Origin of the sequence: Sphingomonas sp. GlSt437, assembly GCF_048015635.2 — a bacterium.
Classification (GTDB): Bacteria; Pseudomonadota; Alphaproteobacteria; order Sphingomonadales; family Sphingomonadaceae; genus Sphingomonas.
On the sequence record NZ_JBPGYA010000002.1, the window covers coordinates 879495 to 903856 of the forward strand.

19 protein-coding genes are annotated in these 24362 nt (G+C 66.1%); 13 read left to right on the forward strand and 6 right to left on the reverse strand.

The window, feature by feature from the left end; all coding sequences use genetic code 11:
• Positions 1–59 precede the first annotated feature (59 nt).
• Together ACLB0R_RS13795 and ACLB0R_RS13800 are read left to right on the forward strand one after the other, a co-directional pair.
• The gene (locus tag ACLB0R_RS13795) at positions 60–1862 is read left to right on the forward strand and encodes an ABC transporter transmembrane domain-containing protein (RefSeq protein ID WP_416643131.1); all 1803 of its coding nucleotides are present in this window, start codon (positions 60–62) and stop codon (positions 1860–1862) included.
• Between the two features lie 19 nt (positions 1863–1881).
• Positions 1882–3042: a saccharopine dehydrogenase family protein gene (locus tag ACLB0R_RS13800; RefSeq protein WP_416643130.1), complete on the forward strand. Its 1161-nt coding sequence runs from the start codon at positions 1882–1884 to the stop codon at positions 3040–3042.
• Positions 3043–3098: 56 nt separating this feature from the next.
• Here the strand turns inward: ACLB0R_RS13800 and ACLB0R_RS13805 are convergent, their stop codons facing one another.
• From ACLB0R_RS13805 to ACLB0R_RS13815, 3 genes are all read right to left on the reverse strand, one after another.
• Positions 3099–3422 (reverse strand): hypothetical protein, encoded by a 324-nt coding sequence (locus tag ACLB0R_RS13805; RefSeq protein WP_416643129.1) that lies wholly within the window; start codon positions 3420–3422, stop codon positions 3099–3101.
• 97 nt (positions 3423–3519) lie between these two features.
• The gene (locus tag ACLB0R_RS13810) at positions 3520–3846 is read right to left on the reverse strand and encodes a hypothetical protein (protein WP_416643128.1); all 327 of its coding nucleotides are present in this window, start codon (positions 3844–3846) and stop codon (positions 3520–3522) included.
• Between the two features lie 16 nt (positions 3847–3862).
• Positions 3863–6130: a ribonuclease R family protein gene (locus tag ACLB0R_RS13815; protein WP_416643127.1), complete on the reverse strand. Its 2268-nt coding sequence runs from the start codon at positions 6128–6130 to the stop codon at positions 3863–3865.
• A gap of 81 nt (positions 6131–6211) precedes the next feature.
• Between ACLB0R_RS13815 and glpD the strand changes: the two genes are divergently transcribed.
• From glpD to ACLB0R_RS13835, 4 genes are all read left to right on the forward strand, one after another.
• Entirely contained in the window at positions 6212–7672 is a 1461-nt protein-coding gene (gene glpD, locus ACLB0R_RS13820; protein ID WP_416643126.1) for a glycerol-3-phosphate dehydrogenase, read from the forward strand.
• Between the two features lie 67 nt (positions 7673–7739).
• Entirely contained in the window at positions 7740–8345 is a 606-nt protein-coding gene (locus ACLB0R_RS13825) for a sigma-70 family RNA polymerase sigma factor (protein WP_416643125.1), read from the forward strand.
• Entirely contained in the window at positions 8342–9322 is a 981-nt protein-coding gene (locus tag ACLB0R_RS13830; protein ID WP_416643124.1) for a hypothetical protein, read from the forward strand. Before ACLB0R_RS13825 ends, ACLB0R_RS13830 begins: the two co-directional genes overlap by 4 nt.
• Positions 9323–9506: 184 nt before the next feature.
• Positions 9507–10316, forward strand: a complete 810-nt coding sequence (locus ACLB0R_RS13835) for a glutaminyl-peptide cyclotransferase (protein WP_416643123.1) — start codon at positions 9507–9509, stop codon at positions 10314–10316.
• Between the two features lie 3 nt (positions 10317–10319).
• Here ACLB0R_RS13835 and ACLB0R_RS13840 read toward each other — a convergent pair whose 3' ends face one another.
• Positions 10320–11234, reverse strand: coding sequence for a crotonase/enoyl-CoA hydratase family protein (locus ACLB0R_RS13840; RefSeq protein WP_416643122.1), 915 nt, complete (start codon positions 11232–11234; stop codon positions 10320–10322).
• Positions 11235–11294: 60 nt separating this feature from the next.
• Between ACLB0R_RS13840 and ACLB0R_RS13845 the strand changes: the two genes are divergently transcribed.
• The 3 genes from ACLB0R_RS13845 to ACLB0R_RS13855 all read left to right on the forward strand — a co-directional run bounded on the left by ACLB0R_RS13845 (position 11295) and on the right by ACLB0R_RS13855 (position 14907).
• Positions 11295–12365: a glycosyltransferase family 2 protein gene (locus ACLB0R_RS13845; protein ID WP_416643121.1), complete on the forward strand. Its 1071-nt coding sequence runs from the start codon at positions 11295–11297 to the stop codon at positions 12363–12365.
• 76 nt (positions 12366–12441) lie between these two features.
• Entirely contained in the window at positions 12442–13422 is a 981-nt protein-coding gene (locus ACLB0R_RS13850) for a quinone oxidoreductase family protein (protein WP_416643120.1), read from the forward strand.
• Positions 13423–13464: 42 nt separating this feature from the next.
• Complete coding sequence (locus ACLB0R_RS13855) at positions 13465–14907, forward strand: aldehyde dehydrogenase family protein (RefSeq protein WP_416643119.1); 1443 nt, start codon at positions 13465–13467, stop codon at positions 14905–14907.
• A 51-nt stretch (positions 14908–14958) separates the two neighbouring features.
• On the opposite strand, the gene ACLB0R_RS13860 is transcribed toward ACLB0R_RS13855, so the two are convergent.
• Positions 14959–16602 (reverse strand): acetolactate synthase large subunit, encoded by a 1644-nt coding sequence (locus ACLB0R_RS13860; RefSeq protein ID WP_416643118.1) that lies wholly within the window; start codon positions 16600–16602, stop codon positions 14959–14961.
• Between the two features lie 156 nt (positions 16603–16758).
• Here ACLB0R_RS13860 and gdhA point away from each other — a divergent pair, with 156 nt between their 5' ends.
• Complete coding sequence (gene gdhA, locus ACLB0R_RS13865) at positions 16759–18114, forward strand: NADP-specific glutamate dehydrogenase (protein ID WP_416643117.1); 1356 nt, start codon at positions 16759–16761, stop codon at positions 18112–18114.
• 4 nt (positions 18115–18118) lie between these two features.
• On the opposite strand, the gene ACLB0R_RS13870 is transcribed toward gdhA, so the two are convergent.
• Positions 18119–19027, reverse strand: a complete 909-nt coding sequence (locus ACLB0R_RS13870; protein ID WP_416643116.1) for a tetratricopeptide repeat protein — start codon at positions 19025–19027, stop codon at positions 18119–18121.
• 145 nt (positions 19028–19172) lie between these two features.
• Here ACLB0R_RS13870 and ACLB0R_RS13875 point away from each other — a divergent pair, with 145 nt between their 5' ends.
• From ACLB0R_RS13875 to ACLB0R_RS13885, 3 genes are read left to right on the forward strand one after another with little or no spacing between them, the layout of a single operon-like run.
• On the forward strand, positions 19173–21623 hold the full coding sequence (locus tag ACLB0R_RS13875; RefSeq protein WP_416643115.1) for an NAD(P)-binding domain-containing protein: 2451 nt from the start codon (positions 19173–19175) through the stop codon (positions 21621–21623).
• Positions 21623–22519, forward strand: coding sequence for a hypothetical protein (locus tag ACLB0R_RS13880; protein ID WP_416643934.1), 897 nt, complete (start codon positions 21623–21625; stop codon positions 22517–22519). The genes ACLB0R_RS13875 and ACLB0R_RS13880 overlap by 1 nt, the downstream gene beginning before the upstream one ends.
• A 7-nt stretch (positions 22520–22526) precedes the next feature.
• Positions 22527–24353: a cytochrome c3 family protein gene (locus tag ACLB0R_RS13885; protein ID WP_416643114.1), complete on the forward strand. Its 1827-nt coding sequence runs from the start codon at positions 22527–22529 to the stop codon at positions 24351–24353.
• Positions 24354–24362 lie beyond the last annotated feature (9 nt).

Consider the following 24362-nt stretch of genomic DNA (forward strand, 5'->3'; position numbering starts at 1 on the left):
CGGCGCGGTTTCGTTTCGCGTTGAGACGCCGCATGCGCCCTGCTAGGGCAGGCTCAGCCATGGCAGACGATCTTCCCGCGACCCCGCAGTCCAGCCCCGCCACGCCGCCCAAGGGCCGCAAATTATCGAGCCTGCGGATGGTGTGGAACTATGCCCGCCGCTATCCGCTGCAACTGGCGATTGCACTGGCTGCGCTGCTGGTGACGTCGGCGACGACGATCTACATTCCGCTCAGCATCGGCACGTTGGTCGATCGCGGCTTCGCGCATGGCGCCGACCTGACGCACGTCAATCAGATCTTCTACCGCTTATTTGGCCTGGTTGCGGTGCTGGGCATCGGCACGGCGACGCGCTTCTATTTCGTCTCGTGGCTCGGCGAGCGCACGGTCGCTGATGTGCGCATTGCGGTGCAGAACAACCTGCTGCGGCTGAGCCCGCGCTGGTTTGAGGAAAATCGCCCGGCCGAAATCGCTTCGCGGTTGACCGCCGATACGGCGCAGATCGAAATCGCGGTCGGCACTACCGTGTCGGTCGCGCTGCGCAACGCGATCACCGGTATCGGCGGCACGATTGCCCTGTTCATCCTTGCGCCGAAGCTCGCGGGGACGATCCTGATCGGCATCCCGGTGACGTTGGCGCCGATCATCCTGCTTGGCCGGCGGCTGCGCGCTTCTTCGCGCACCAGCCAGGATCGCATCGCCGATATCGGGGCGATGGCGGTCGAGGTGTTTCAGGCAATGAAGATCGTGCAAGCCTTCGGCCAGGAAGCGCGCGAGCGCCAACGGTTCGCCGACGCGGTCGCGCAGAGCTTTCGCGCGGCCAAGCGCCGCATTCTGATCCGCGCGATCCTGACCGCGCTGTTCATGGTGCTGATCTTCGGCGCCATAACGTTGCTATTGTGGGGCACGGCAGCCGATGTTGCCACGGGCCGGCTGTCAGCGGGATCGCTCGTGTCGTTCCTTGGTACCTCGGTGCTGGTCTCGGGCGCGTTCGGGTCGCTGAGCGAAGTTTATGGCGATCTGCTGCGCGCCGCCGGTGCCGCCGAGCGGCTGGCCGAGTTGCTGGCCGAGCAGCCTGAAATCCACGCGCCCGCCCACCCGATCGCGCTGCCGCAGCCGGCGCAGGGGGCCGTGGCGTTCGATCATGTCAGCTTCCGCTACCCGACCCGGCCTGAGATGTCGGCGCTCAGCGATTTCTCGCTGTCGGTCGCACCGGGCGAGACGGTCGCGATCGTCGGCCCGTCGGGCGCGGGCAAGACGACGATCTTTCAGCTCATCCAGCGTTTCTATGACCCGACCGAGGGCGTTATCCGCATCGACGGCGTCGCGCTGCCCGATGCCGATCCGGCAGCGATCCGCGCGCGCATCGCGATGGTGCCGCAGGAAACCGTGATCTTCGGCGCGTCGGCGCGAGACAATCTGCGCTATGGCCGCTGGGACGCAAGCGACGATCAGCTCTGGGCGGCGGCGGAAGCGGCGAATGCGGCTGAGTTCCTGCGCCAGCTTCCCCAGGGGCTCGATACGTTTCTGGGCGAGGGCGGCGCGCGGCTGTCGGGTGGGCAGCGTCAGCGTGTCGCGATCGCTCGCGCGCTGCTCCGCGACGCGCCCATCCTGCTGCTCGATGAAGCGACCAGCGCGCTCGACGCCGAAAGCGAACGGCTGGTGCAGGAAGCGCTCGAGCGGTTGATGGACAATCGCACCACGCTGGTGATCGCGCATCGCCTCGCCACGGTGCGCGCCGCCGAGCGGATCATCGTGATGAATGAGGGCCGCATCGTCGAGGAAGGCACGCACGGCACGCTGATCGGCGAAGGCGGGCTCTATGCGCGGCTCGCCAGCCTGCAATTCAGCGAAGCGGCTTAGGCATCGGGGGGAGAAGATCATGGCACGCGAGTTTGACGTCATCGTCTATGGCGCGACCGGCTACACGGGCCGGCTGGTTGCCGAATATCTCGCCCAATCGGGTGCCGAACGCTGGGCGATGGCGGGGCGCTCCGCCGCCAAGCTGGCCGAAGTGCGCGACTTGATCGGTGCGCCCGCGGATACGCCGCTGGTTGTTGCCGATGCGGATGATCCGGCCAGCCTGCGCGCCATGTGCGAGCAGGCCAGCGTGATCCTGACGACCGTCGGCCCCTATCAGCTCTACGGCAGTGATCTGGTCGCCGCCTGCGTCGAGACCGGCACCGGCTATGTCGATCTGTGCGGCGAACCCGCCTGGATGCGCGCGATGATCGACCAGCACCACGCACGAGCGCAGCAGACGGGCGCGCGGATCGTGTTTTCGTGCGGGTTCGATTCGATCCCGTTCGATCTCGGCGTTTACACGCTGCAGGAAGCCGCCAAGGCGCGCTTCGGCAAGCCGGCGCCGCGCGTCAAAGGCCGGGTGCGCAAGATGCAGGGGACATTCTCGGGCGGCACCGCCGCCAGCCTGAAAGCAACGCTCGCTGCCGTCGCCAAGAACCCGGCACTGCTTGCGACGCTGACGAGTTCGTTCGGCCTGACGCCCGGCTTCACCGGCCCGACCCAGCCGACCGGCCTGATCCCCGAATATGACCGTGCGCTGGATGCCTGGGTCGCCCCCTTCATCATGGCGGCGATCAACACCAAGAATGTCCACCGCACCAATTTCCTGCTTGGCCACCCCTATGGCGCCGATTTCGTCTATGACGAGATGATGGTCGCGCCCGGCCTGGGCGAGATGGGCAAGGCCGCCGCCGAGGCGATGGCGAAGATGAATCCCTTTGCCGGCGAAGGCGGACCGAAGCCCGGCGAAGGCCCGTCCAAGGAAGAACGCGAGGCAGGGTTCTATGACATCCTGTTCGTCGGCGAGATGCCGGGCGGCGAGCGCATCGACGTCGTCGTCACCGGCGACAAGGATCCCGGCTATGGCTCGACCAGTAAGATGATCGCGGAAAGCGCGCTCTGCCTGGCGCATGACGTGGCCGACGCCAGGGGCGGGGTGTGGACGCCGGGCGCGATCATGGCGGCGCCGCTCGTCCAGCGGCTCCGCGCCAAGGCCGGTATCACGTTCGACGTCCAGTAATCGGGCGATAGGAACCGGGGCGGCGCACCGCCCCGGCCGTGGCGTGCTGGGCTAGCTCAGCGCGCGGTCAGCAGCACCTCGTGCGCCAGCATCTTGCGGGCAACGTCGTGCGACCAGATGGTATCGCCCGACGGCGTCTCCATCATCTCATTATCCGTCGCCAGCGCGCGGCGATAGGCGGCGGCGGCATCGGCATAGCGGCCGACTTGCATGTAAGCGCTGGCCAGTTCGATCGCGGCGCCGCCGTCAGCGGGGCTCATCCGCGAGACGGTTTCGAGCGCGCGGATGTCGACCGCGGCGCTGGTGTTAACCGGGGCGGCCGCTGCGGCAACGGGCAGCGGCGCGGCGACAAGCAAAGACAAGGCAATCCAGTTGGTCATCATCACTCTCCATCAGGCCGATATGGCCTGTTACAGAATGATGACACATTTGATACATATTTGTGAAGCAGAAATGTAACGAAACTGAAATATCGCTCTAATGCACGATGATCGCTGTCAGCAAGCCGGCCCCGATCAGCACGCAAGCGCCGATCACGGCGATCACGGTGGCGGTCGACTGGCGCTTGCGCATTTGCTGGCGCCAGGCAGCGTAGGCGGGAATATCGATATAGGCGCCGCGGCCGGCGGGCTTGATCACGCCGGCGCGTTGCAACTCCTCCAGCTGACGAGCTTCGAGCGATCGACCCGGCGTGAAGGGCACGGCTTTGTCGACGGCAACCGCGTTGGCGGCCATGAAATGCGAGATGATCTGCTCGCGCGCCCGGGTGGCGGCAGCAGCAGCGGCGATGACGGCGGCTCCCATGGTCGGCTCCTTTTCCTCAACGGCGACGCGTCTGGTGGCGGATATTGCCGGGGCGGCCGCGTCGCTTGATCACCCGGGGCGGCTTTTTCCCCCGCGTCGCGCCGCCGGCGCCATAGCTGCCCTCGGGCAATTCGAACCGCAACGCGCCCGACACCGGATTGGCCTCGACGAGGCGTAGCGGCAACCGCTGGCCGATCGCATAGGTCTCGCCACTCTGGTCGCCGATCAGCGCGCGGCGGGCCTCGTCATAACGGAAATATTCGGTGCCAAGGTCGCGCGCCGGCACCAGTCCGTCGCCGCCAATGCCTTCCACGGTCGCGAAGAAGCCGAAATTCTGGACGCCGGTAATCCGCGTCTCGACCACCTCGCCGACCCGCTCGGACAAATACGCCGCGACATAGCGGTCGATCGTCTCGCGCTCGGCTTCCATCGCGCGGCGTTCGAGGCCCGAGATGCTCTCGCCGATCCGCGCCATGCCGGCCGCCTCGTCCTCGGTCAGCCCGCCGGCGCCCAGGCCAAAAGCGGCGACCAGCGAGCGATGGACGATCAAATCGGCATAGCGGCGAATAGGCGAAGTGAAATGCGCGTAGCTGCCCAGCGACAGGCCAAAATGGCCGTGGTTCTCCGGCCCATAATAAGCTTGCGTCTGGCTGCGCAGCACCTGCTCCATGATCTGCGGCACGATATCGGCGCCGTCATCCGCCGCCTCGGCCAGCGCCCGTGCCCGCTCGATCACCCGGTTGAACGTTGCCGGGCGGATGACTTGCCCCAGCGCGAACTCGATGCCGAAGGTGGCGAGATACTCCTTCAGCGCCACGAGCTTCTCGCGCGACGGCGGCTCGTGGTCGCGATACATGACCGGCGCCTTCTTGCCCTCGAGCGCGAGCGCGGCGGCGACATTGGCGGCGATCATGTAATCCTCGATCAGGCGATGCGCATCGAGCCGAGCACGCGGTGCGACCGACATGATGCGGCCTTTCTCGTCGAGCACCACGCGGCGCTCAGGCAAGTCGAGGTCGAGCGGCGCGCGCTTGGTCCGCGCCGCATCGAGCAGCCGCCAGCACGCCCAGAGGTTGCGGAGCGCTGGTAAAATCCGATCGTCGTCCCCGCGCAAGCTGGAATCGTCGTCGGCATCGATCGCCGCCTGCGCGTCTTCGTAAGCGATGTTCGCCGCGATGCGCACCAGCGCGCGGGCAAAGCGGAAGCCGGTGATCGCGCCCGCCTTGTCGATCGTCAGATGGCAGGCGAGCGCCGCGCGATCCGCGCCTTCTTTCAGCGAGCAGACATCAGCCGACAGGATTTCGGGCAGCATCGGCACGACGCGATCGGGGAAATAGACGCTGTTGCCGCGCCGCCGCGCTTCGCGGTCGAGCTCCGAGCCGGGGCGGACGTAGAAACTCACATCGGCAATGGCGACGATCGCGCGATAGCCGCCGACATTAGCGGGGTCATCATCGGGCGCTGCCCAGACCGCATCGTCATGGTCGCGCGCGTCCGCCGGGTCGATCGCGACGATGGGCAAATGGCGCAAATCCTCGCGCTTCTGGCCGGTGAGCGATTGCTTCGCGACGCGCTCGGCCTCGGCCAGCGCCTCCTCGCTGAACGCGACCGGGATGCCATGCTTGTGCACCGCGATCAGCGAGAAAGCGCGCGGCGCGAAGGGGTCGCCCAACACTTGCGTTACCCGGGCGGCGATGCGCGGCGGGCGCCCGGTCTTCTCGGCGAGCACGAGATCGCCAGGCTCGGCGCCCCCAGCGTCCGCCACCGGAAAATCGCGCCGCTCCTTCTTCTCGACGCCCTGCAGCACCAGCCGATCGCCCTCGCGGCGCAGCACGCCGAGCATCAGCGCCTCGCCACGCGCGAGCGACTTCATCGGGTGCGCGATCCAGCCCGCGCCGGCTTCCTCGGTACGCGCCAGGATGCGGTCGCCGAGCGCCAGTGCGCCGCGCTTGCGTTCCTTCACCCGGATCAGCGGCGGCGGCGTTTCGGCATGCCAGCTTTCGGGCACGGCGCGGACCGTGCCGTCATCCGCCACGTCGGTCACGCGCAGCACGGTCACCTTGGGCACGCCGCCCATCTTGTGAAAGGCGCGACCGGGGGCGGAGTCGATCAGCCCCTCGTCGGCCATGTCCCTAAGCAGCGCCTTGAGCGCGATCTTCTCCTGCGCCGACAAGCCGAAGGCGCGAGCGATTTCGCGCTTGCCCGCCGGCGTGGGCGTGGCAGTGATGAAATCGAGGATCTGCTGACGGCTCGGCAGGCCCGCCGGGCGCTTGGGTTTGGGCATGACGGCGACGATAAGCGCAATCGCGCCACCCGTCACGCGATGATAGTGGATCGGCCCGGCAACAGCCGCTAACCGACAGCGGTGACATATGATCTGCTCATCATCGGCGGCGGCATCAACGGCGCGGCGATTGCGCGCGAGGCGGCGCTCAACGGCTTGTCGATGCTGCTGGTCGATAAGGGCGATCTCGCCGGTGCCACCTCATCAGCCTCGACCGGGCTGATCCATGGCGGCTTACGTTACCTCGAATATTATGAGTTCAAGCTGGTGGCCGAGGCGCTACGCGAGCGCGAACGACTGGTCCATGCCGCGCCGCATTTGATCCGGCCGATGCTGTTCGTGCTGCCGTACGAGCACACCCAGCGGCCGTGGTGGATGCTGCGGCTGGGGCTGTATCTCTATGACTTCCTTGGCGGCCGCATGTCGCTGCCAAGATCGCGCGGGCTGCGCGCCGGGGATGCCGCGTTCACCGCGCCGCTGAAGGGTGGCGGGCGCGGCTTTGTTTATTCCGACGCGCAGGTCGACGATGCGCGGCTGACCCTGCTCAACGCAATCGATGCGGCGGCGAATGGCGCGGTTATCCAGACCCGGACCGAGCTCCTCTCGGCGCGACGGACCGACGACGGCTGGACCGCGACGCTCGGCACCGGCGAGCAAGTCAGCGCGCGTGCGCTCGTCAATGCCGCCGGGCCGTGGGTTCACGAGATGCTGGCGAAGCTCGGCGTCAACGCCGCGGCCAATGTGCGGCTGATCAAGGGCAGCCATATCGTGGTGCCCAAGCTCTATGACGGCGACCACGCCTATATCCTGCAGCAGCCCGATGGCCGCATCGTTTTCGCCATCCCATGGCAGCGTGATTTCACCGAGATCGGCACCACCGACATCCCCGTCGACGCGCCTGAAGACGCGGTGATCGATGCCGACGAAATCGCCTATTTATGCGAGGCAGTGAACCGGCATTTCAACCGCCAGATCGCGCCCAGCGATGTGGTTTCGACCTGGTCGGGGGTCCGCCCGCTCTACGATGACGGTGCTAGCGAAGCCAAAGCGGTGACGCGCGATTATGTGCTGGAGCTCGACACCAACGGCCCGGCACTGCTCTCCGTCTTCGGCGGCAAGATCACCACCGCGCGCCACCTCGCCGAAGAGGCGCTCGCGCGTCTTGCCAAGCCGCTTGGCATCACGCCGCGCCGGGTGACCCGCGACCGACCCTTTCCCGGCGGCGCCATCGGCGATTTCGCGACTTTTCCGGCGGACGCGCAGCGTCGCTGGCCGTTCCTCAGCGCCGACCAATCGCTGCGGATGGCGCGCGCTTATGGATCGATGCTGGACGAGATGCTCGGCAGCGTTACCAGCGCGGATGCGATGGGCCGGGCATTCGGCGGCGGCCTCACCGAAATCGAGGCGCGCTGGATGCACGACCGCGAATGGGCGCGCATGCCCGATGATGCGCTGTGGCGGCGCAGCAAGACCGGGCTCCACATGACCGATGCCGAGCGAACCGCCTTCGCCGATTGGTGGCGCGCGAGCTTCCCCGCTTGAGCTCGCGAAGGATTGCGCGCCGACCTGCGTTGACCGACAACAAAAGCGTCGCCCCGTCGGGCGGCGGATGAGGGTAACCAAGGTGCTGGCGGATCGCAGCACGAAGGCGGATCGGCATGACGACGCCGCGCTGATGGCGCGTGTGGCGGCGCGTGACCCTGCCGCTTTTCGAGCGATCGCTGGCGACCATGCCGCGCCGATGCGGCGCATCGCCTATCGCATGCTCGGCGACGCGACCGAAGCGGAGGACGTGGCGCAGGAAGCGTTTCTGCGGCTGTGGCAACACGCCGCGCGGTGGCGCGACACGGGATCGGGCATCGGCGCCTGGTTGTGTCGCGTGACGACCAATTTGTGCCTGGACCGGCTACGTCGACGCCGGACGGTGAGTGACGAAGGCGTACCCGAACGCGCTGATGAGGCGCCCAATGCCGATGCGCTGATCGAGGAGGATCAGGCCCGCGCGGCAGTGGTGCGCTGCATCGACGCCTTAAGCGATCGGCAGCGCGCGGCAATCGTGCTGACCTATTATGAGGAATTGAGCAACATGGCTGCCGCGCACGCGCTGGACATGAACATCAAGGCGTTCGAATCGCTGCTGTTCCGTGCCCGGGCGACGTTGCGCGAGCGGTTGGTTGCGGCGGGTGCGGTCGGCGATCCGGAGGGGACGCCATGACGCTGGCCGACGCCTTCCCCATCGATGCGGCGATGGCAGCCGCGCTCGATCGCTTCGACGTGCCGGAAGCCTCTGCGGGCTTTGCCGAGCGCATCGCCGCGATGCCGCGTGTGGGCGTAGCATTCTTGCCGCCAATGCCGCGCCGCCGGTTGTTCGGCGACGGACGGCGCGGCGCGTGGATGCGGCGCGCGACCCTGGGCGTTGTGGCGCTGGGCATTGCTAGCGCCACGGCCGCAACGACGGGCTATTTCCCGGCAATCCATATCGCGCTTCCGGCGCAGCTGATGGCGATGTTTGCGCCAGCAAAGGCTAAGGCGCATGCGCCGCATCATCTTCGCACCGCCACGCCCGGATCGGTCGAGCTCGTCACGGCTCAGCCGCCAGCGCCGATGGGCGTAACGCCCTCGCGGCTGATCCCACCGCCGCCGCCGCCGCAGACGGGTTTTGTCAAACACTTCGTTCAGCGCGAGCACCAGGTCGATGTGCTGCAGCAGCGGATGGCGGAGCGCGGCCAATATGTGCCGCGCCAGGCAATCGACGAACAGCTCGACATGCGCGAGATCGCGTTTGGCGCGGCGGTGCGCGGCGACACCCAGACGAAGCTGCCGCCGGCCATCGCCATCATGCGCGATCGCGCGATCGCTTATCTCGACGCCCGGCCCGAGCTGCGCGATCAGCTCCGCGCGCGCGCCGCCGGCGACGATGCGCTCGACGAGCAGCGCCGCCTCGCCCGGCTTCAGGCAACGCAAGCCGCGCCGGCGCCGCCACCGATCAGCGGCGACGTGGCCGGCGGCGATAGCAGTGCCGCGACCGTTGCTGCGGTGCCGCCGCAGCCGAGCTGGGCCGAGCGCCGGCTGCGTGCCCTGCGCCAGCAGCAACGGCTTCGCCAATTATGGGCAGCGCAGCACGACCCCGGCCCGGGCATTGTTCCCACGCTGCAAACCCCGAGCGAAGGGAATAGCGCGCTGCCGCGTTGAGCCTGATGCAATTGGTTCGAGCGTCGTTGACTTCCCCCCGGTCCCGCAAGGCGACGCTCGGTCAATGGGGGAGCGCGGATCCAGTCCCTGGCGCCGCGCTCCCTTCTTCCCTTGGCAAATGGGCGCCGCTGCCAATCCGCAATAGCCGCTTGCATCGCGCCGCCGAGCAGGCATGAAGGCGCGGATGGTTCGCTTATCCTTCCGCCGCATCGCCGCCCTTCTGCTCGCGCTTTGCGTGCCGGCGCTGGCGAGCGGCGCCGACCCGGCGACGGAGCCGGCCGTAACGCCCGCTGCCGTCGCCACCATCGTTGCGCGGCTGCCGCACGCGACTAATGCGTTCACCGAAGGCCTGCTGATCGATCGCGGCAAGCTCTACGAAAGCACGGGCTATGAGCGGCAATCGTTCATCACGCGCTACGACCTCAAGACCGGCAAGGAAGAGCGGCGCGTGCAGCTGGCGCCCGACGTGTTCGGCGAAGGCATCGTCGTGTGGCGCGACGAGATTCTCAACGTCATCTGGCATGGCGGCCGCGGCCAGCGGCGATCGTTGCGCGATTTCAAGCTGACCGGCAGCTTCCGCTACGATGGCGAAGGCTGGGCGATGACGCAGGATGGCCACAACATCATCCTGTCGGACGGCACACCGGTGCTGCGCTTCCTCGACCCCAAGACGATGAAAGTCGTGCGGCGGCTGCCCGTCACCCTGCGCGGCCAGCCGGTGCAGCGGATCAACGAGCTTGAATATGTGAACGGCTCGATCCTCGCCAATATCTGGCTGACGCCGGTGGCTGTCCGCATCGACCCCAAGACCGGCGTTGTCACCCAGCTCATCGACTTGTCGCAACTCGTCGCCGATGCGTATCCCCGCGACGCCGATTCGGTCCCCAACGGCATCGCTTATGATGCCGAGCACGACCGCCTTTACATGACCGGCAAGAACTGGCCCTGGCTCTATGAGGTCAAGCTGGAGCCGGCCTCGGCCACCGCGCCCTAGCGGTCAGCGATACTCAGGACTGTCGAACCAGGGCGCGAAATCATCCCAGGCGGCGTCGACGCTGTCGGTGAACTGCGCGGGCCGCTTTTCCAAGAACGACGTCACGCCTTCGCGCGCATCGCCGCTCGCGCCGCGCAGCCAGATCGCGCGGCTGTCGATGCGGTGCGCGTCCATCGGATGGCCGGCACCCAGCATCGTCCACAGTATCCGCCGAGTGAGCGATACCGAGGCCGGTGCGCTTTCGGCTGTCAGTTCAAGCGCGAAGGCTCGGGCCGACGGCAGCAGCTCGTCCGGCGCGTGGATGCTGCGCACCAGCCCCGCCGCCAGCGCCTCGTCCGCGCCGAACACCCGGCCCGAATAGCACCATTCGAGCGCCTTGCCGATGCCGACCAGCCGCGGCAGGAACCAGCTCGATGCCGCTTCGGGCACGATGCCGCGCCGCGCGAACACGAAGCCGAACCGCGCCGCGCTTGACGCCAGACGAAAGTCCATCGGCAGCGTCATCGTCGCGCCAATGCCGACCGCAGCGCCGTTGATTGCACCGATGATCGGCTTCCTCGCCTCGAACAGCCTGAGCGTCAGCCGGCCGCCGCCGTCGCGCACCGCCGGGTGCGACAGGTCGACGCTGCCGTCAGCGCGTACCGGCGACTCGCCCTCGCCCCAGCGGCTCCCGGTCTTGGCATAATCGAACGCCGCACCGCCCGCGCCTAGATCCGCCCCCGCGCAGAACGCCTTGCCTTCGCCGGTGATGATCACCGCGCGCACCGTGTCATCTGCATCCGCCAAGTCGATCGCCGCGATCATCTCGGCCATCATCACCGGCGTGAACGCGTTCATCCGGTCGGGTCGGTTGAGCGTCAGCGTCGCGATGCCATCCTCGGCGACGGCATAAGTGATGGTCGTGAACGGCTCGGCCAAGGCGTTTCTCCCGCAAGCGATGTAACGGCTTCTTAGCAGGCGCTTGGCTATGCCGCACCCATGCCGCGCACTGCCCCTTCGCCGACGGTCAGCGTCATCACGCCGGTGTTCAACGGCGCACACCTGATCGCCGAGACGCTGGCGAGCCTGCACGCCCAGCATTTCGACGATTTCGAAGCGATCATCGTCGATGATTGCTCGACCGACGGCACCCCCGAAATCGTCGAGGCGATGGTCGAGGCAAGCGGCGATACGCGGTTCCGCCTGATCCGTGCCACCGAGAATGGCGGACCGGTGCGCGCGCGGAACCAGGCAGTGGCGGCGGCGCGCGGGCGCTATATCGCCGCGCTCGATGCCGATGATCTTTGCTTGCCCGAACGGCTCGCGCGCCAGGTCGCTTACCTCGATACGCATCCTGATATCGTGCTGGTCGGCAGCGCGGCGGAAGTGCTCGACCAGGGCAGCGTGCGCGCCTCGCGCTTGCCGAGCGTGACCACGCCCGCGCTGATCGAATGGCTGCTCCAGATCGGCAATCCGCTCGTCTGGTCGTCGGTGATGCTGCGCGCCGATGCCGCCCGCACCCTCCACCCCTTCACCCGGCCCGAACGCGTCTACGCCGAGGATTTCGACCTTTATCACCGGCTGATGCCGCTCGGCCGCATCGCGCGGATCGACGAGCCGCTGCTGCTCTATCGCCAGCATGGCGGCGGCATTTCCAAGCGCTTTGCCGAACGGATGCACGATGCCGCGCGCGGCGTGCTTGCTGACGCGCATCGCGACTTGTTCGGTGGCGAGGCCGAGGCGCGCTGCGCGCTGATCGTCTGCCACCTGATGAACCGCCGCCCGGTGCCCGATCGCGCCACGCTGAGCGCGCTCGGCGCCACCATCGTGGCGCTGCAGCAGCGCTTCTTTGCGGACCGCGTGCCGGATCGCGAGGACCGCAAGCTGATCCGCTGGCACACCGCGCGGCTGTGGGGCGACATCGGCCGCGCGAGCATCCGCGCTGGCGCGATCGGCATTGCCGATGCGGTTGCCGTCCGCCCCGATCATTTGGGGATGGGCTATAACGGCCTCAACGATCTGGCGCTGGCTCAGGCGATCGGCGGCGTTCGCGCGAGCATCCGCCGCTAAGGCCCGCCGGCTCGGTTTCAATCGCCGCCCCCACCCCCTATCTTCGCTGCTCATCCATCGGCGAGGAAGGAGCGATATGGCGCGCGTGGTCCGCATTACCGAAAATGGCGAACCCGAAGTGATGCACTGGGTCGATATCGACTTGCCGGCGCCGGGGCCCGGGCAAGTCCGCTACCGGACCACCGCCGTCGGACTGAACTTCATCGACGTCTATCATCGCCGCGGTATTTATCCCGGGCCCTTGCCAGGCGCGCTCGGCATGGAAGCGACCGGCGTGGTCGAGGCGGTGGGCGATGGCGTGGATCACCTGAAAATCGGCGACCGCGTCGCAACCTTCGGCCCCGAGCGCGGCGCCTATGCGACCGAGCGCAATCTTGCCGCGTCCGCGCTGTTCAAGCTGCCCGACGATATCAGCGATGAGGTCGCCGCCGCCGCGCTGCTGAAAGGCTGCACGGTGGAGTTCCTCGCCGAGCGCGTGTGGCACGTCGACGCCGGCGACTGGGTGCTGGTCCATGCGGCAGCGGGCGGCGTCGGGCTGATCCTGGTGCAATGGCTGGCGGCCAAGGGCGCCCGCGTCATCGGCACCGTCGGCAGCGAAGACAAAGCGAAGCTGGCGCGCGAGGCCGGCGCGGCAGAGGTGATCTTGTCCGATCGCGAAGATATCGCGCGCCGCGTGCGCGAGATAACCGGCGGCGATGGCGTGCGCGTCAGCTATGACGGCGTCGGCAAAGCAACCTGGGAAGCCTCGCTCGACGCGACCGGCGTGCGCGGCATCATCGTCAGCTACGGCAATGCCTCGGGCCCGGTCGAGAATGTGTCGCTGGGTGTGCTGGCGGCAAAGGGCTCGCTCTACAACACGCGGCCGACGCTGTTTAATTATTACGCCACACCGGCGGATCGCGAGACCGGCGCCGCCGCACTGTGGGAGATGATCCGCGCGGGCAAGGTCAGCATATCGATTGGCCAGCGCTATCGCCTCGATGATGTGGTGAGCGCGCATCGCGACCTGGAGGCGCGCAGGACAACAGGCTCGACGATCTTGCTGCCCAACGCTTAGGGTCGCACCCTTCCGACTCGCCCAGCACAAGGATCCTCCCCCATGTCCGCCACGGTCACGCTGAAATCGGAATATCCGCTTTACCTCGCCAATGAAGCGAAGCAGCCCAATGCCGATCTGGCGGTGACCGACAAGTTCACCGGCGAGGTCGCCTTTCGCGTCGCGCAGGCCGATGCGGCAACGATCGATGCCGGCATTGCGGCGGCGGTGGAAGCGGCCGAGCCGATGGCCCGGCTACCAGCTTTTCAGCGCCAGGCCGTGCTGCAGCATTGCGTCGATCGCTTCCGCGAGCGCTTCGACGAGCTGGCTTTTGCGCTGTGCGTCGAGGCGGGGAAACCGATCAAGGATTCGGAAGGCGAAGTCACCCGACTGATCGACACCTTCCGCATCGCCGCCGAGGAGTCGGTGCGGATGACGGGCGAAGTCCAGCCGCTCGACATTTCCCCCCGCGCCAAGGGCTATCAGGGTATCTGGAAGCGCGTGCCGATCGGCCCGTGCAGCCTGATCTCGCCGTTCAACTTCCCGCTCAACCTCGCCGCACACAAGATCGCGCCGGCGATCGCGGTCGGCTGCCCGTTCGTGATGAAGCCGGCCAGCCGCACGCCGCTCGGCGCGGTCATCATGGGCGAAGTGCTCGCCGAGACCGATCTGCCCAAGGGCGCTTTCTCCATCCTGCCAGCGCACCGCGAGGGCGCCGATCTGTTCACCACCGATGATCGGTTCAAGCTCCTGTCGTTCACCGGCTCGCCGGCGGTTGGCTGGGACCTGAAGGCACGCGCGGGCAAGAAGAAGGTCATCCTCGAGCTGGGCGGCAATGCGGCGGTAATCGTCGACAAGGATGCCGATCTCGACGATGCGCTGGAGCGGGTGATCTTCGGCGCTTTCTACCAATCGGGCCAGTCGTGCATCGGCGTCCAGCGGATCATCATCCACGCCGATATTTATGACCAGTTCCGCGACATGCTCGTCGAGCGGACCAAGACGCTGAAGGCAGGCGACCCCAAGGACCGCGAAACCTTTATCGGCCCGATGATCGACAAGAAGGAATCGAGCCGCCTCGACGACTGGATCCGTGAGGCGATGGTCGCGGGCGGACGGCTGCTGTGTGGCGGCAAGCGCGACGGCGCGATGCTGGAAGCGACCTTGCTCGATAACGTCCCGCGCTCGACCAAGCTCTATCGCGAGGAAGCGTTCGGCCCGGTCGCTATCCTCTCCAGCTTCGAGCGGTTCGAGGATGCACTGACCGAAGTCAATGATAGCAAATTCGGCCTGCAGGCGGGCATCTTCACCCGCGACTTGTTCCAGATGTTCGACGCGTGGGACCGGCTGGAAGTCGGCGGCATCGTCATCAACGACGTGCCCAGCTACCGCGTCGACAACATGCCTTATGGCGGCGTGAAGGACTCAGGCCTCGGCCGCGAAGGCGTCCGCTTCGCGATGGAGGACATGACCGAAATCAGGAACTTGGTGATAAGGCGGACCTAGGCGCTACAATTAACGAACCGTCACCCCAGCTTTCGCTGGGGTGACGTCAAGTCAGAGCGCTGCGCTCAGCTGCTTGATTTCATGGTTGAGCACGCGGTCATTGTCCGAATAATCCATCGGGCAATCGATCAGGTGGACGCCGGGCGTATCGAGCGTGTGGCGGAGCAGGTCGGCCAGATGCGCCGCGCTTTCCACGCGATGGCCCTGCGCGCCATAGGCTTCCGCGTACTTCACGAAATCGGGATTGCCATAGGTCAGCCCGAAATCGGCAAAACCCATATTCGCCTGTTTCCAGCGAATCATGCCATAGCTGCCGTCGTTCAGGATCAGCACGGTGATGTTGAGCCCCAGCCGGACGGCGGTTTCCATCTCCTGGCTGTTCATCATGAAGCCGCCGTCGCCGCAGATCGCCATCACCTTGCGGCCGGGATAGACCATGGCCGACGCCATCGCGCTCGGCAGCCCCGCGCCCATCGTCGCCAGCGCATTGTCGAGCAGTACGGTGTTCTGCTGGCGCGCGGCGTAATTGCGCGCGAACCAGATTTTGTAGACGCCATTGTCGAGCGCGATGATGCCGTCGCCTGGCATCGCCGCGCGCACCGCCTTGACGAGATATGGCGGTACGATCGGGAAGCGTTCGTCGCCATCGAGCGCGGCAGTGTGGCGCAGCTCGGCAACGCGGGCATGATACATCGCATCGAACCGCCATGACGGGTTGGAAACGATGTCTTCCTTCATTTGCCAGATCGCGTTGGCGATATCGCCGATCACTTCGATCTGCGGGAAATAGACCGGATCGACCTCGGCCGAGCGCGTCGAGACGTGGATCACGTCCGCGCCGCCCTGCTTCATGAAGAAAGGCGGCTTTTCGATCACGTCATGCCCGACATTGACGATGACGTCGGCCGCTTCGATTGCGCGGTGGACGAAATCGCCCGCAGACAGCGCCGCGCAGCCCATGAACTTGGGGTGCTGCTCGTCGATCACGCCCTTGCCAAGCTGGGTGGTAACGAAGGGGATGGCGGTCTTCTCGACGAATTGCAGCAGCATCCGCCCGCACATCTTGCGATTGGCGCCCGCGCCAATGACCAGGATGGGCGCGCGCGCCGTCTCCAATCGCTTCACTGCCGCGCGCACCGCCTTTTCCTCGGCGGAAGGGCGGCGCGCGAGGCTCGGGGTAAAGGGCACACTGTCGGTCTGCTCGTCGGCGACATCTTCGGGAAATTCGATATGGGTGCCGCCGGGCTTTTCCTCCTCGGCCAGCCGGAACGCTTCGCGCACCCGGCTCGGGATATTGTCAGCGCTGGCCAGCTGGTGGGTGAATTTGGTGATCGGCCGCATCATGTCGACCACGTCGAGAATCTGGAAACGCCCCTGCTTCGATTTCTTGATCGGCTTCTGCCCGGTGATCATCAGGATCGGCATGCCGCCCAGCGTCGCATAGGCCGCTGCCGTCACCAGATTGGTCGCGCCCGGGCCCAACGTCGACAAGCACACCCCCGTTTTGCCGGTATGCCGCCCATAAGTCGCCGCCATGAAGCCGGCGCCTTGCTCGTGCCGGGTCAAGATCAGCCTGATCTTGGTCGATCGCGACAAGCTGTCGAGGAAATCGAGATTTTCCTCGCCCGGCACGCCGAAAACATATTCGACGCCCTCTTCCTCCAGACAGCGAACGAACAGGTCGGATGCTTTCACCTGGTGCCTCCCCCGAATCCCAAATGTCCCACAGCATAACGCGCGTGTTCGCTGTCGTCTTGCCGCATGCGACCTGCCGGCTCACAATGCCCGAAAAATAAGGTCGCGGCGACTCGGCAATTCGCGCCCCATGGGGCCAGGGAGGGAGTGCTGCAGATGGCAATCGGAGATCATGTCGACCTCAACCGGTTCATGGAGGGGGTCAAGAAGCGCAACCCGGGTCAGACCGAGTTCGTCCAGGCGGTGCAGGAAGTCGCCGAGGACATTTTCGACTTCATCGCCGACAAGGAGGAGTACCACCACTATCAAATCCTCCGCCGCATCGCCGAGCCCGACCGCATCGTCTCGTTCCGAGTCTGCTGGGAAGACGACAACAAGAATATCCGCGTCCAGCGCGGCTGGCGGGTGCAGAACAATAATTCGATCGGCCCGTACAAAGGCGGCATCCGCTTCCACCCGAGCGTCACCGAGAGCGTGCTCAAGTTTTTGGCGTTCGAGCAGACGTTCAAGAACGCGCTGACCGGGTTGCCGATGGGTGGCGGCAAAGGCGGCGCGAATTTCAATCCCAAGGGCAAAAGCGACCATGAAGTGATGCGCTTCTGCCAGAGCTTCATGACCGAACTGTACCGCCATGTCGGCGCCGATGTCGACGTGCCGGCGGGCGATATCGGCGTCGGCGGGCGCGAGATCGGCTATATGTTCGGCCAGTATAAGCGCATCACCAACCAGTTCACCGGCGTGCTCACCGGCAAGGGCCTGGAATATGGCGGCTCGCTGATCCGCACCGAGGCGACCGGCTATGGCGCGGTGTATTTTTTGCAGTCTATGCTGCGCAGCAAAGGGCATGAGCTGGAGGGCAAAAGCGCCGTCATTTCGGGCTCGGGCAATGTCGCGACGCATGCCGCCGGGAAGGTCGTGCAGCTCGGCGGCAAAGTGCTGACGCTGAGCGACAGCGAGGGGTTCATCCACGATCCCGCCGGCATCAGCCAGGAGAAGATCGACTGGGTGAAAGCGCACAAGACGCGCCGGCGCGGCCGCATTTCGGACTATGCCAAGGAATTTGCCGGTGCGACGTTCCACGCCGGGCTGACGCCATGGGGCGTGCCCTGCGACGTGGCGCTGCCCTGCGCAACGCAGAACGAACTGCTCGGACTCGACGCGCGCGCCCTTGTCAAGAACGGCTGCATGGCGGTCGCGGAGGGCGCCAACATGCCGACCAATTTGGAGGGCGTGCATATCTTCAAGGAAGCGCGCATTCTCTACGCGCCGGGCAAGGCGGCGAATGCCGGCGGCGTTGCGGTGTCGGGCCTCGAGATGAGCCAGAACAGCGAACGCCGCGCCTGGAAGGAAGAAGAACTGCAGCAATTGCTGCGCGACATCATGACCGGCATCCACGACCGCTGCCTAGCCTATGGTCGCATCGACGACGACTATGTCGACTATGTGAAGGGCGCCAATATCGCCGGATTCAAGAAAGTTGCCGACGCGATGCTGGCCTTCGGGGTGGTTTGAGGACCTAGCCCCCCGGTACCTGGAGCAGCTTGCCTTCGGCATGGAGCCGCGCTGCCGCGCCGGGGTTCGCCGCAGTCGCGTCCCGCAGTGCCTTCGCCGCCTTGTCGCCGTCGCCCAATGTCATGCGGCTGCGCATCAGCATGACCCAGCCATCGACATTGTGAGGGTCGGCGGCGAGTTTTCCTTCCAGCCGGGTAATCATCCCCTGCACCATCGCATTCTGCTCCGCAGGCGCCATGCCAGCGGCGGCGTGGAGATCGGCGGCACTGGGGCCGGGAATAGCATCGCCACCGTTGAGCGGCACGGGTGCAGCCAAGCCGGCAGGGCGAATCGCCGACAATTGCTGCGCAACATCGATATGGTTGATCTTGCCGACCTGCTCGATCGTGCGGCGCAGATCGGCTTCCCACGGCGCGCCCGGCGGCGTGTCCTTGAGCAACGCCAGCCAATCGTCGATCGCGCCGCGATGCTCGCCTTTCAGATCGCGCGCCACCGCTAGAAAATAGCGTGCACGCGGGTCTTTTGGATCAATGGCAACCGCGCGGCGGAAGGCGTTGAGCGCCGGTGCGGGCATCGGATCGTGCGCACTCGCATTGACTTGCGCCTCGCCATAGGCGGACCACGCCTCCGCTCTGCCGGGGGCGAGCTTTACCGCGCGGCCGAAGCTCGCCGCCGCCGCTGCATAATCTTGCGCATCCGATTGCCGTTGGCCGAGCGCCATCCAGGCTGCCGCATCGTTGGGATTGCGACGGGCGGCATCGACGACCGGATCGGCCGGCACCACTGAAGCGCCCATCGGCGCCGCGTCCCGCTGCCGATGCTGCGTCGCATAGACGATCGCGCCCAGCGCCAGCACAGCGGACCCGGCAAAAGCCGCCCGGCTAACCCAGGACAAGCCGCTCGATTGTGCCATAATCCCCTTCCCGCAAGCAGATTCAGGCTGGCAGTACGCAGTCGAGATGATAGTCTCAACCCCGGGTCGAGCGAGCAATCATGGCGAGCGACGCGCATGACAAGCGCGCGCCAGCTATAGCGCAAGGGGTTGGGGGCATGCGCGGGTGAGCGACCGCGTCAAGATCGCGATCGTCGGATCGGGTCCGGCGGGGCTGAGCGCAGCAGCGCGCGCGGCGGCGCTGAAGATCAGCCACGTCCTGATCGAAAAGACCGATCACCTCTCCGACACCATCTATAAATACCAGAAGGGCAAGCATGTGATGGCGACGCCGAGCCAGCTCGTGCTTCGCTCAGACATGAGCTTCGATGCCGGCAAACGCGAAAAGGTGCTCGGTACCTGGGACGAGCAGGCCGCGCGCGGCGGCGTCAAAGTGCGCTATAATAGCGAGATCAAGGCGATCAGCGGCCAGAAGGGCGCGTTCACGCTGACCACGACGCGTGGCGACACGATCGAGGCCGAGGCCGTTATCCTTGCGATCGGCACCCAGGGCAATCCCAACCGAATGCGTGCCGAAGGCGCCGACTTGCCGCACATCCAATATCAGCTCGATGACCCTTCCGATTATGTTGATGAGCATATCACCGTCGTCGGCTCGGGTGATGCGGGAATCGAGAATGCGCTGGGCCTCGCCGCCGATCCGGCACAGGGCAACACGGTTACCATCCTCAATCGCGGCGCCGACTTCGCGCGCGCCAAATCGGCCAACGTCAAGCTGCTTGAAGAAGCGGGCGCGGCGGGGCGGATTTCGGTGCGCACCGAGACGACGCCCAAAAAGATCGAGCCGGGCTGGCTGACGCTCGACACCCGCGATGGCGAGACGCGCATTCGCTGTGATCGGATCATCGCGCGGATGGGGTCGGCGCCGCCACGTCAATTTGTCGAGGCGTGCGGCATCGAGTTCACCTCGGACGATCGCGAGGCCTATCCCAAACTGTCGCCGGTGTTCGAGTCGACCGTGCCGGGCATTTTCGTGATTGGCGCGCTAGCGGGCTACCCGCTCATCAAACATTGCATGAACCAGGGCTATGACGTTGTCGAATATCTGAACGGCAATACCAGCCTGAAGCCGGCCGATGAGCCCATTCTCGAGGCCAAGTTCAAAGGCTTGCCCGAGCGTCGCAGCGTTGACGCCTGGCTCGAAATGCTGCGCAGCAATGTGACGATTCTCAACGACTTGTCGCCGCTGCAAATGCGCGAATTCATGCTCGACAACGAAGTGCGTGCCTATAAGCCCGGCGAACTCGTCTTCGAGCGCGCCGACCCCGGATCGTCGCTTTTCGCAATCGCCAAGGGGTCGGTATGGGTCGAGGTCGATCCCAATGATCCGAAGATCCGCGTGCCGATTAGCCAGGGTTCGATCGTTGGCGAGGTCGGGCTCATCTCGGGCCGGCGGCGCGGCGCAACGGTGCGCGCGGCCGAGAACGCGATTTTGGTCGAGGTGTCGCGCACCGCCGCGCTCAAGCTGATGGCCTCCGTCCCCGCCGCCAAGCGCGCGATCACGCGCATTTCGGTCGAGCGGCAATTACTGCAATTGTTCAAATCGGGCCTCGCCGCCAATGATCTCGACGAGGTGCTCGACACCGCCGAGATCAAGACGGTCTCCGCCGGCGAGCCGATCTTGGTCGAGGGCGATGAGGGGCAGGACATCTACGTCATCCGCCGCGGCTCGATGATCGTCGAGAAGAAGGTCGGCGGCAAGCCGGTGTTCCTCTCCTACCTCCCTGCCGGCTCCTATGTCGGCGAGATGGCGCTGATCGCGGGCGGACGCCGCACGGCGACGGTGAAGGCCGCGATCAAGTCCGAAGTCATTCGCCTCGATGGCGCCGCGTTCAAGCGACTGATGGAGCGCAAACCCGCGCTGCTTGCCCGTGCGCGGTCCGACATGGCGGCGCGGCAGGACATCAACGCCTTTATCGAAAGCCGCAAGGACAGCTTTTCCAGCGTTGTCGATCTCTACTCGGAAACCGCCAAGTTCCTCGTCGACAACGGCATTGGCGAAGCGACCGACGTGCTGCTGATCGACGAGCATCTCTGCATCGGCTGCGACAATTGCGAGCGCGCCTGCGCCGACAGTCATGAAGGCCTGTCGCGGCTCGATCGCGAAGCCGGCAAGACCTATGCGCACCTCCATGTACCGACGAGCTGCCGCCATTGCGAGCACCCCCATTGCATGGCCGACTGCCCACCGCTTGCTATCCATCGTGGCCCCGATGGCGAGGTGTTCATCGACGATACTTGCATCGGCTGCGGTAATTGCCAGCGCAATTGCCCCTATGGCGTGATCCGCATGGACAGCGTGCCGCCCAAAAAGCCGCCTTTGCTTGCCTGGATGTTCGCTGGGATGGGGCCAGGCCCGGGCGAGCCGAGCAAAAAGTGGCGCAAGCATAATGCCAAGCCCGGCGTCGAGGCGCCCAAGAAGGCGATCAAGTGCGATATGTGCGCCGGGATCAAGGGTGGCCCCGCCTGCGTCCGTGCCTGCCCGACGGGCGCCGCGATCCGCGTTTCGCCCGAACAGTTCCTGAGCGTCGCCCGACTCGAAAAGGCGGGTGAATGATGGCGAGCCGAGCGCGACCTCGCCGCCGTGCGACGCGCCGCGCCCAGCCCGCAGGTGGCGCGGCATTGCACGAAGGCTTTCTGCGCTACGCCAATTATCGCTGGCTGCGCATCGCCCTGACGCTCAGCATCATGGCGCTGCTGTTCTACGCCTTCGCCGATGTCGGCCCGGTCGCGAGCGGGGGCACGTGGCTTGGCTACACGCTCGGCACGATCGGTGCGGCGATGATCCTATGGCTGACGCTGCTCGGCTTGCGCAAACGCGCGATGACGCCAGGACGCTGGTCGTTAAAGGCGTGGACCAGCGCGCATGTCTATCTGGGGCTGAGCCTGATCGTCATCGCGACGCTGCACACCGGCTTCCGCTTCGGCTGGAACGTCCATACCCTCGCGTATATCCTGATGATGACGGTAATCCTGTCGGGCCTTTATGGCATTGCGGTCTATGCCTTCATCCCGCCGGCGCTGTCCGACAATCGCGAGCAGATGACCCAGAGCGAAATGCTCGAAAGCCTGCGTGCGGTCGACCGGCAATTGCACGATGCGGCGCAACCACTCGGCCACGCTTATGCGCGGCTGGTGCAGCAATCGCTAGAGGACGATCCGTTCGGCGGCGGGCTCTGGGCGCGGCTCACCGGCCATTATCCGCGATGCGCCACCACCGCCGCGCAAGCGCAAATCCGTCGCGTGACCGGCGACCGGCCCGACACCGGCGATGACCCGCTCGAACGCGTCGACGCACTACTCGAACGCAAGGAAGCGGTGCTGCTGACGCTGCGCCGGCACCTGCGGCTGCGCGCGCTGCTCGACATCTGGCTCCATATCCATGTGCCGGTAACGTTCGCGCTGATTGTCGCGCTTACCATCCACATCATCAGCGTCTTCTTCTTCTGGTGAGGCAAGGATGAGCTTTCGCCTGCGCCAGATCACCACCACCGCCGCCGGGCGCGAGATCGTTCGCGAGCGGGTGATCGATCGCGCGACGATTACCATCGGCCGTGCTGCTGAGAACGACATCCACTTACCCGACCTAGCCGTTGCGCCGCACCACGCCAAAATCGAGACAGCGGGCGGGCGACGGTTGCGCGCGGCGGCAACGGCGGGGCTCGAATTCGACGTCGACGGCCGCAAGACGCTGACCGCCGATATCGATTCCGCGCGCGGGGCCGAACTCGGCTTTGGCGGTCATCGCCTGACGCTGACCAGTGACGGCGGCGATACGATCATCACCATCGCACGCGTCGATGCGGTGTCCGATGCCGCGGAGGAGAAGGACGAGGAACGCGTCTTCTCGCTCGCCAACATGCTGCCGTCGCGGCGGACCAGCGCTTGGGTGCTCTCGATCCTGATCCTGCTCGCTTTCCTGGCGGTGCCACTCTGGTCGTTCGCGAGCTACCAGGCCGCGCAGAAGGTCGACACGCGCAACATCTACGCGCTGAAGGCCGAGCATAGCTGGACACCAGGCGCGCTCAGCGAAGCGCATCACGCGCTCGAGACCAAGTGCGAGGCGTGCCACCGCGAGGCGTTCGTCTCGGTGCGCGACGATAGCTGCAAGGCATGCCATGGCGACGTCCATGATCACGCGCCTGTCGACCGTATTCGCGGCGCACGGGCGGCGCACGGCTGGGGCGGGCAAGTGCTGGCGAGCTTTGCGAGCGCGTTCAATTACACCAAGCCCGGCGCGTGCATCGACTGCCACACCGAGCACAAGGGCGCCGGGCCGATGCCGCCGACGCGCCAGGCCTTTTGCACCGATTGTCACGCCGATCTGAAATCACGGCTGGCCGATACGCGGATCGGCAATGCCGGCGATTTCGGCACTGCACACCCGCAATTCAGGCCGGCGGTGATGGTGTCGGCAGGCACCGCGCCGCCGCTCGAACGCATTTCGCTCGACGCGCATCCCAAGCAGGATAGCGGCCTCAAATTCCCGCACGCGCTGCATTTGTCCGCTACCAATGGCGTTGCGCAGATGGCGCGGCGACTGGGCGGGCAATATGGCTTCGGCGCCGCGCTTGCCTGCAAGGATTGCCACACGCCGACCGCCGACGGCACGCGCTTCCAGCCGGTGAGCATGGAGCGCAATTGCCAGATGTGCCACAGTCTGGCGTTCGAGCGGATCGGCGGCACCGACCGCACGCTGCGCCATGGCGACGTCAATCAGGTGATCGCCGATCTGACTGCTTATTATCGCTCGACCAGCCCCGCCGCACCGATCGACCTGGGCGGCATGGCGCGGCGACGCCCGGGCGACTTTGCCGGCCAGAGCGTCGCGCGCGCCTATGCGGGTGCCGCGGCGTGGCGGCCGGCGAGCGGGGACGTGGCGGTGCGCGCGCTCTTCTCGCGCGGCGGCGCCTGTTATGACTGCCACACCATCACGCCGCCCGGCGTAAACGGCGCGGCGAGCTGGACCGTCACGCCGGTCCACCAACAGCTCCGCTACATGCTCAACGGCTGGTTCGACCATGCCGCGCACAAGACCGAGACCTGTGAAAGCTGCCACGCCGCACGCCAGTCAAACAGCGCCGCCGATGTGCTGCTGCCCGACCTGAAAAGCTGTCGCGCGTGCCATGGCGGCGAGCAATCGGCGGCCAAGGTGCCGTCGTCCTGCGCGATCTGTCACAGCTATCACCAGCAGCCCGGCGCGCCGTGGCGCAGCCGGCGCTCGATCATCTGGTCGCAGCCGGTGGCGTTGACGCGGCCCGACAAGCAAGGGGTTTTGGCACCCTGATCAACAGGA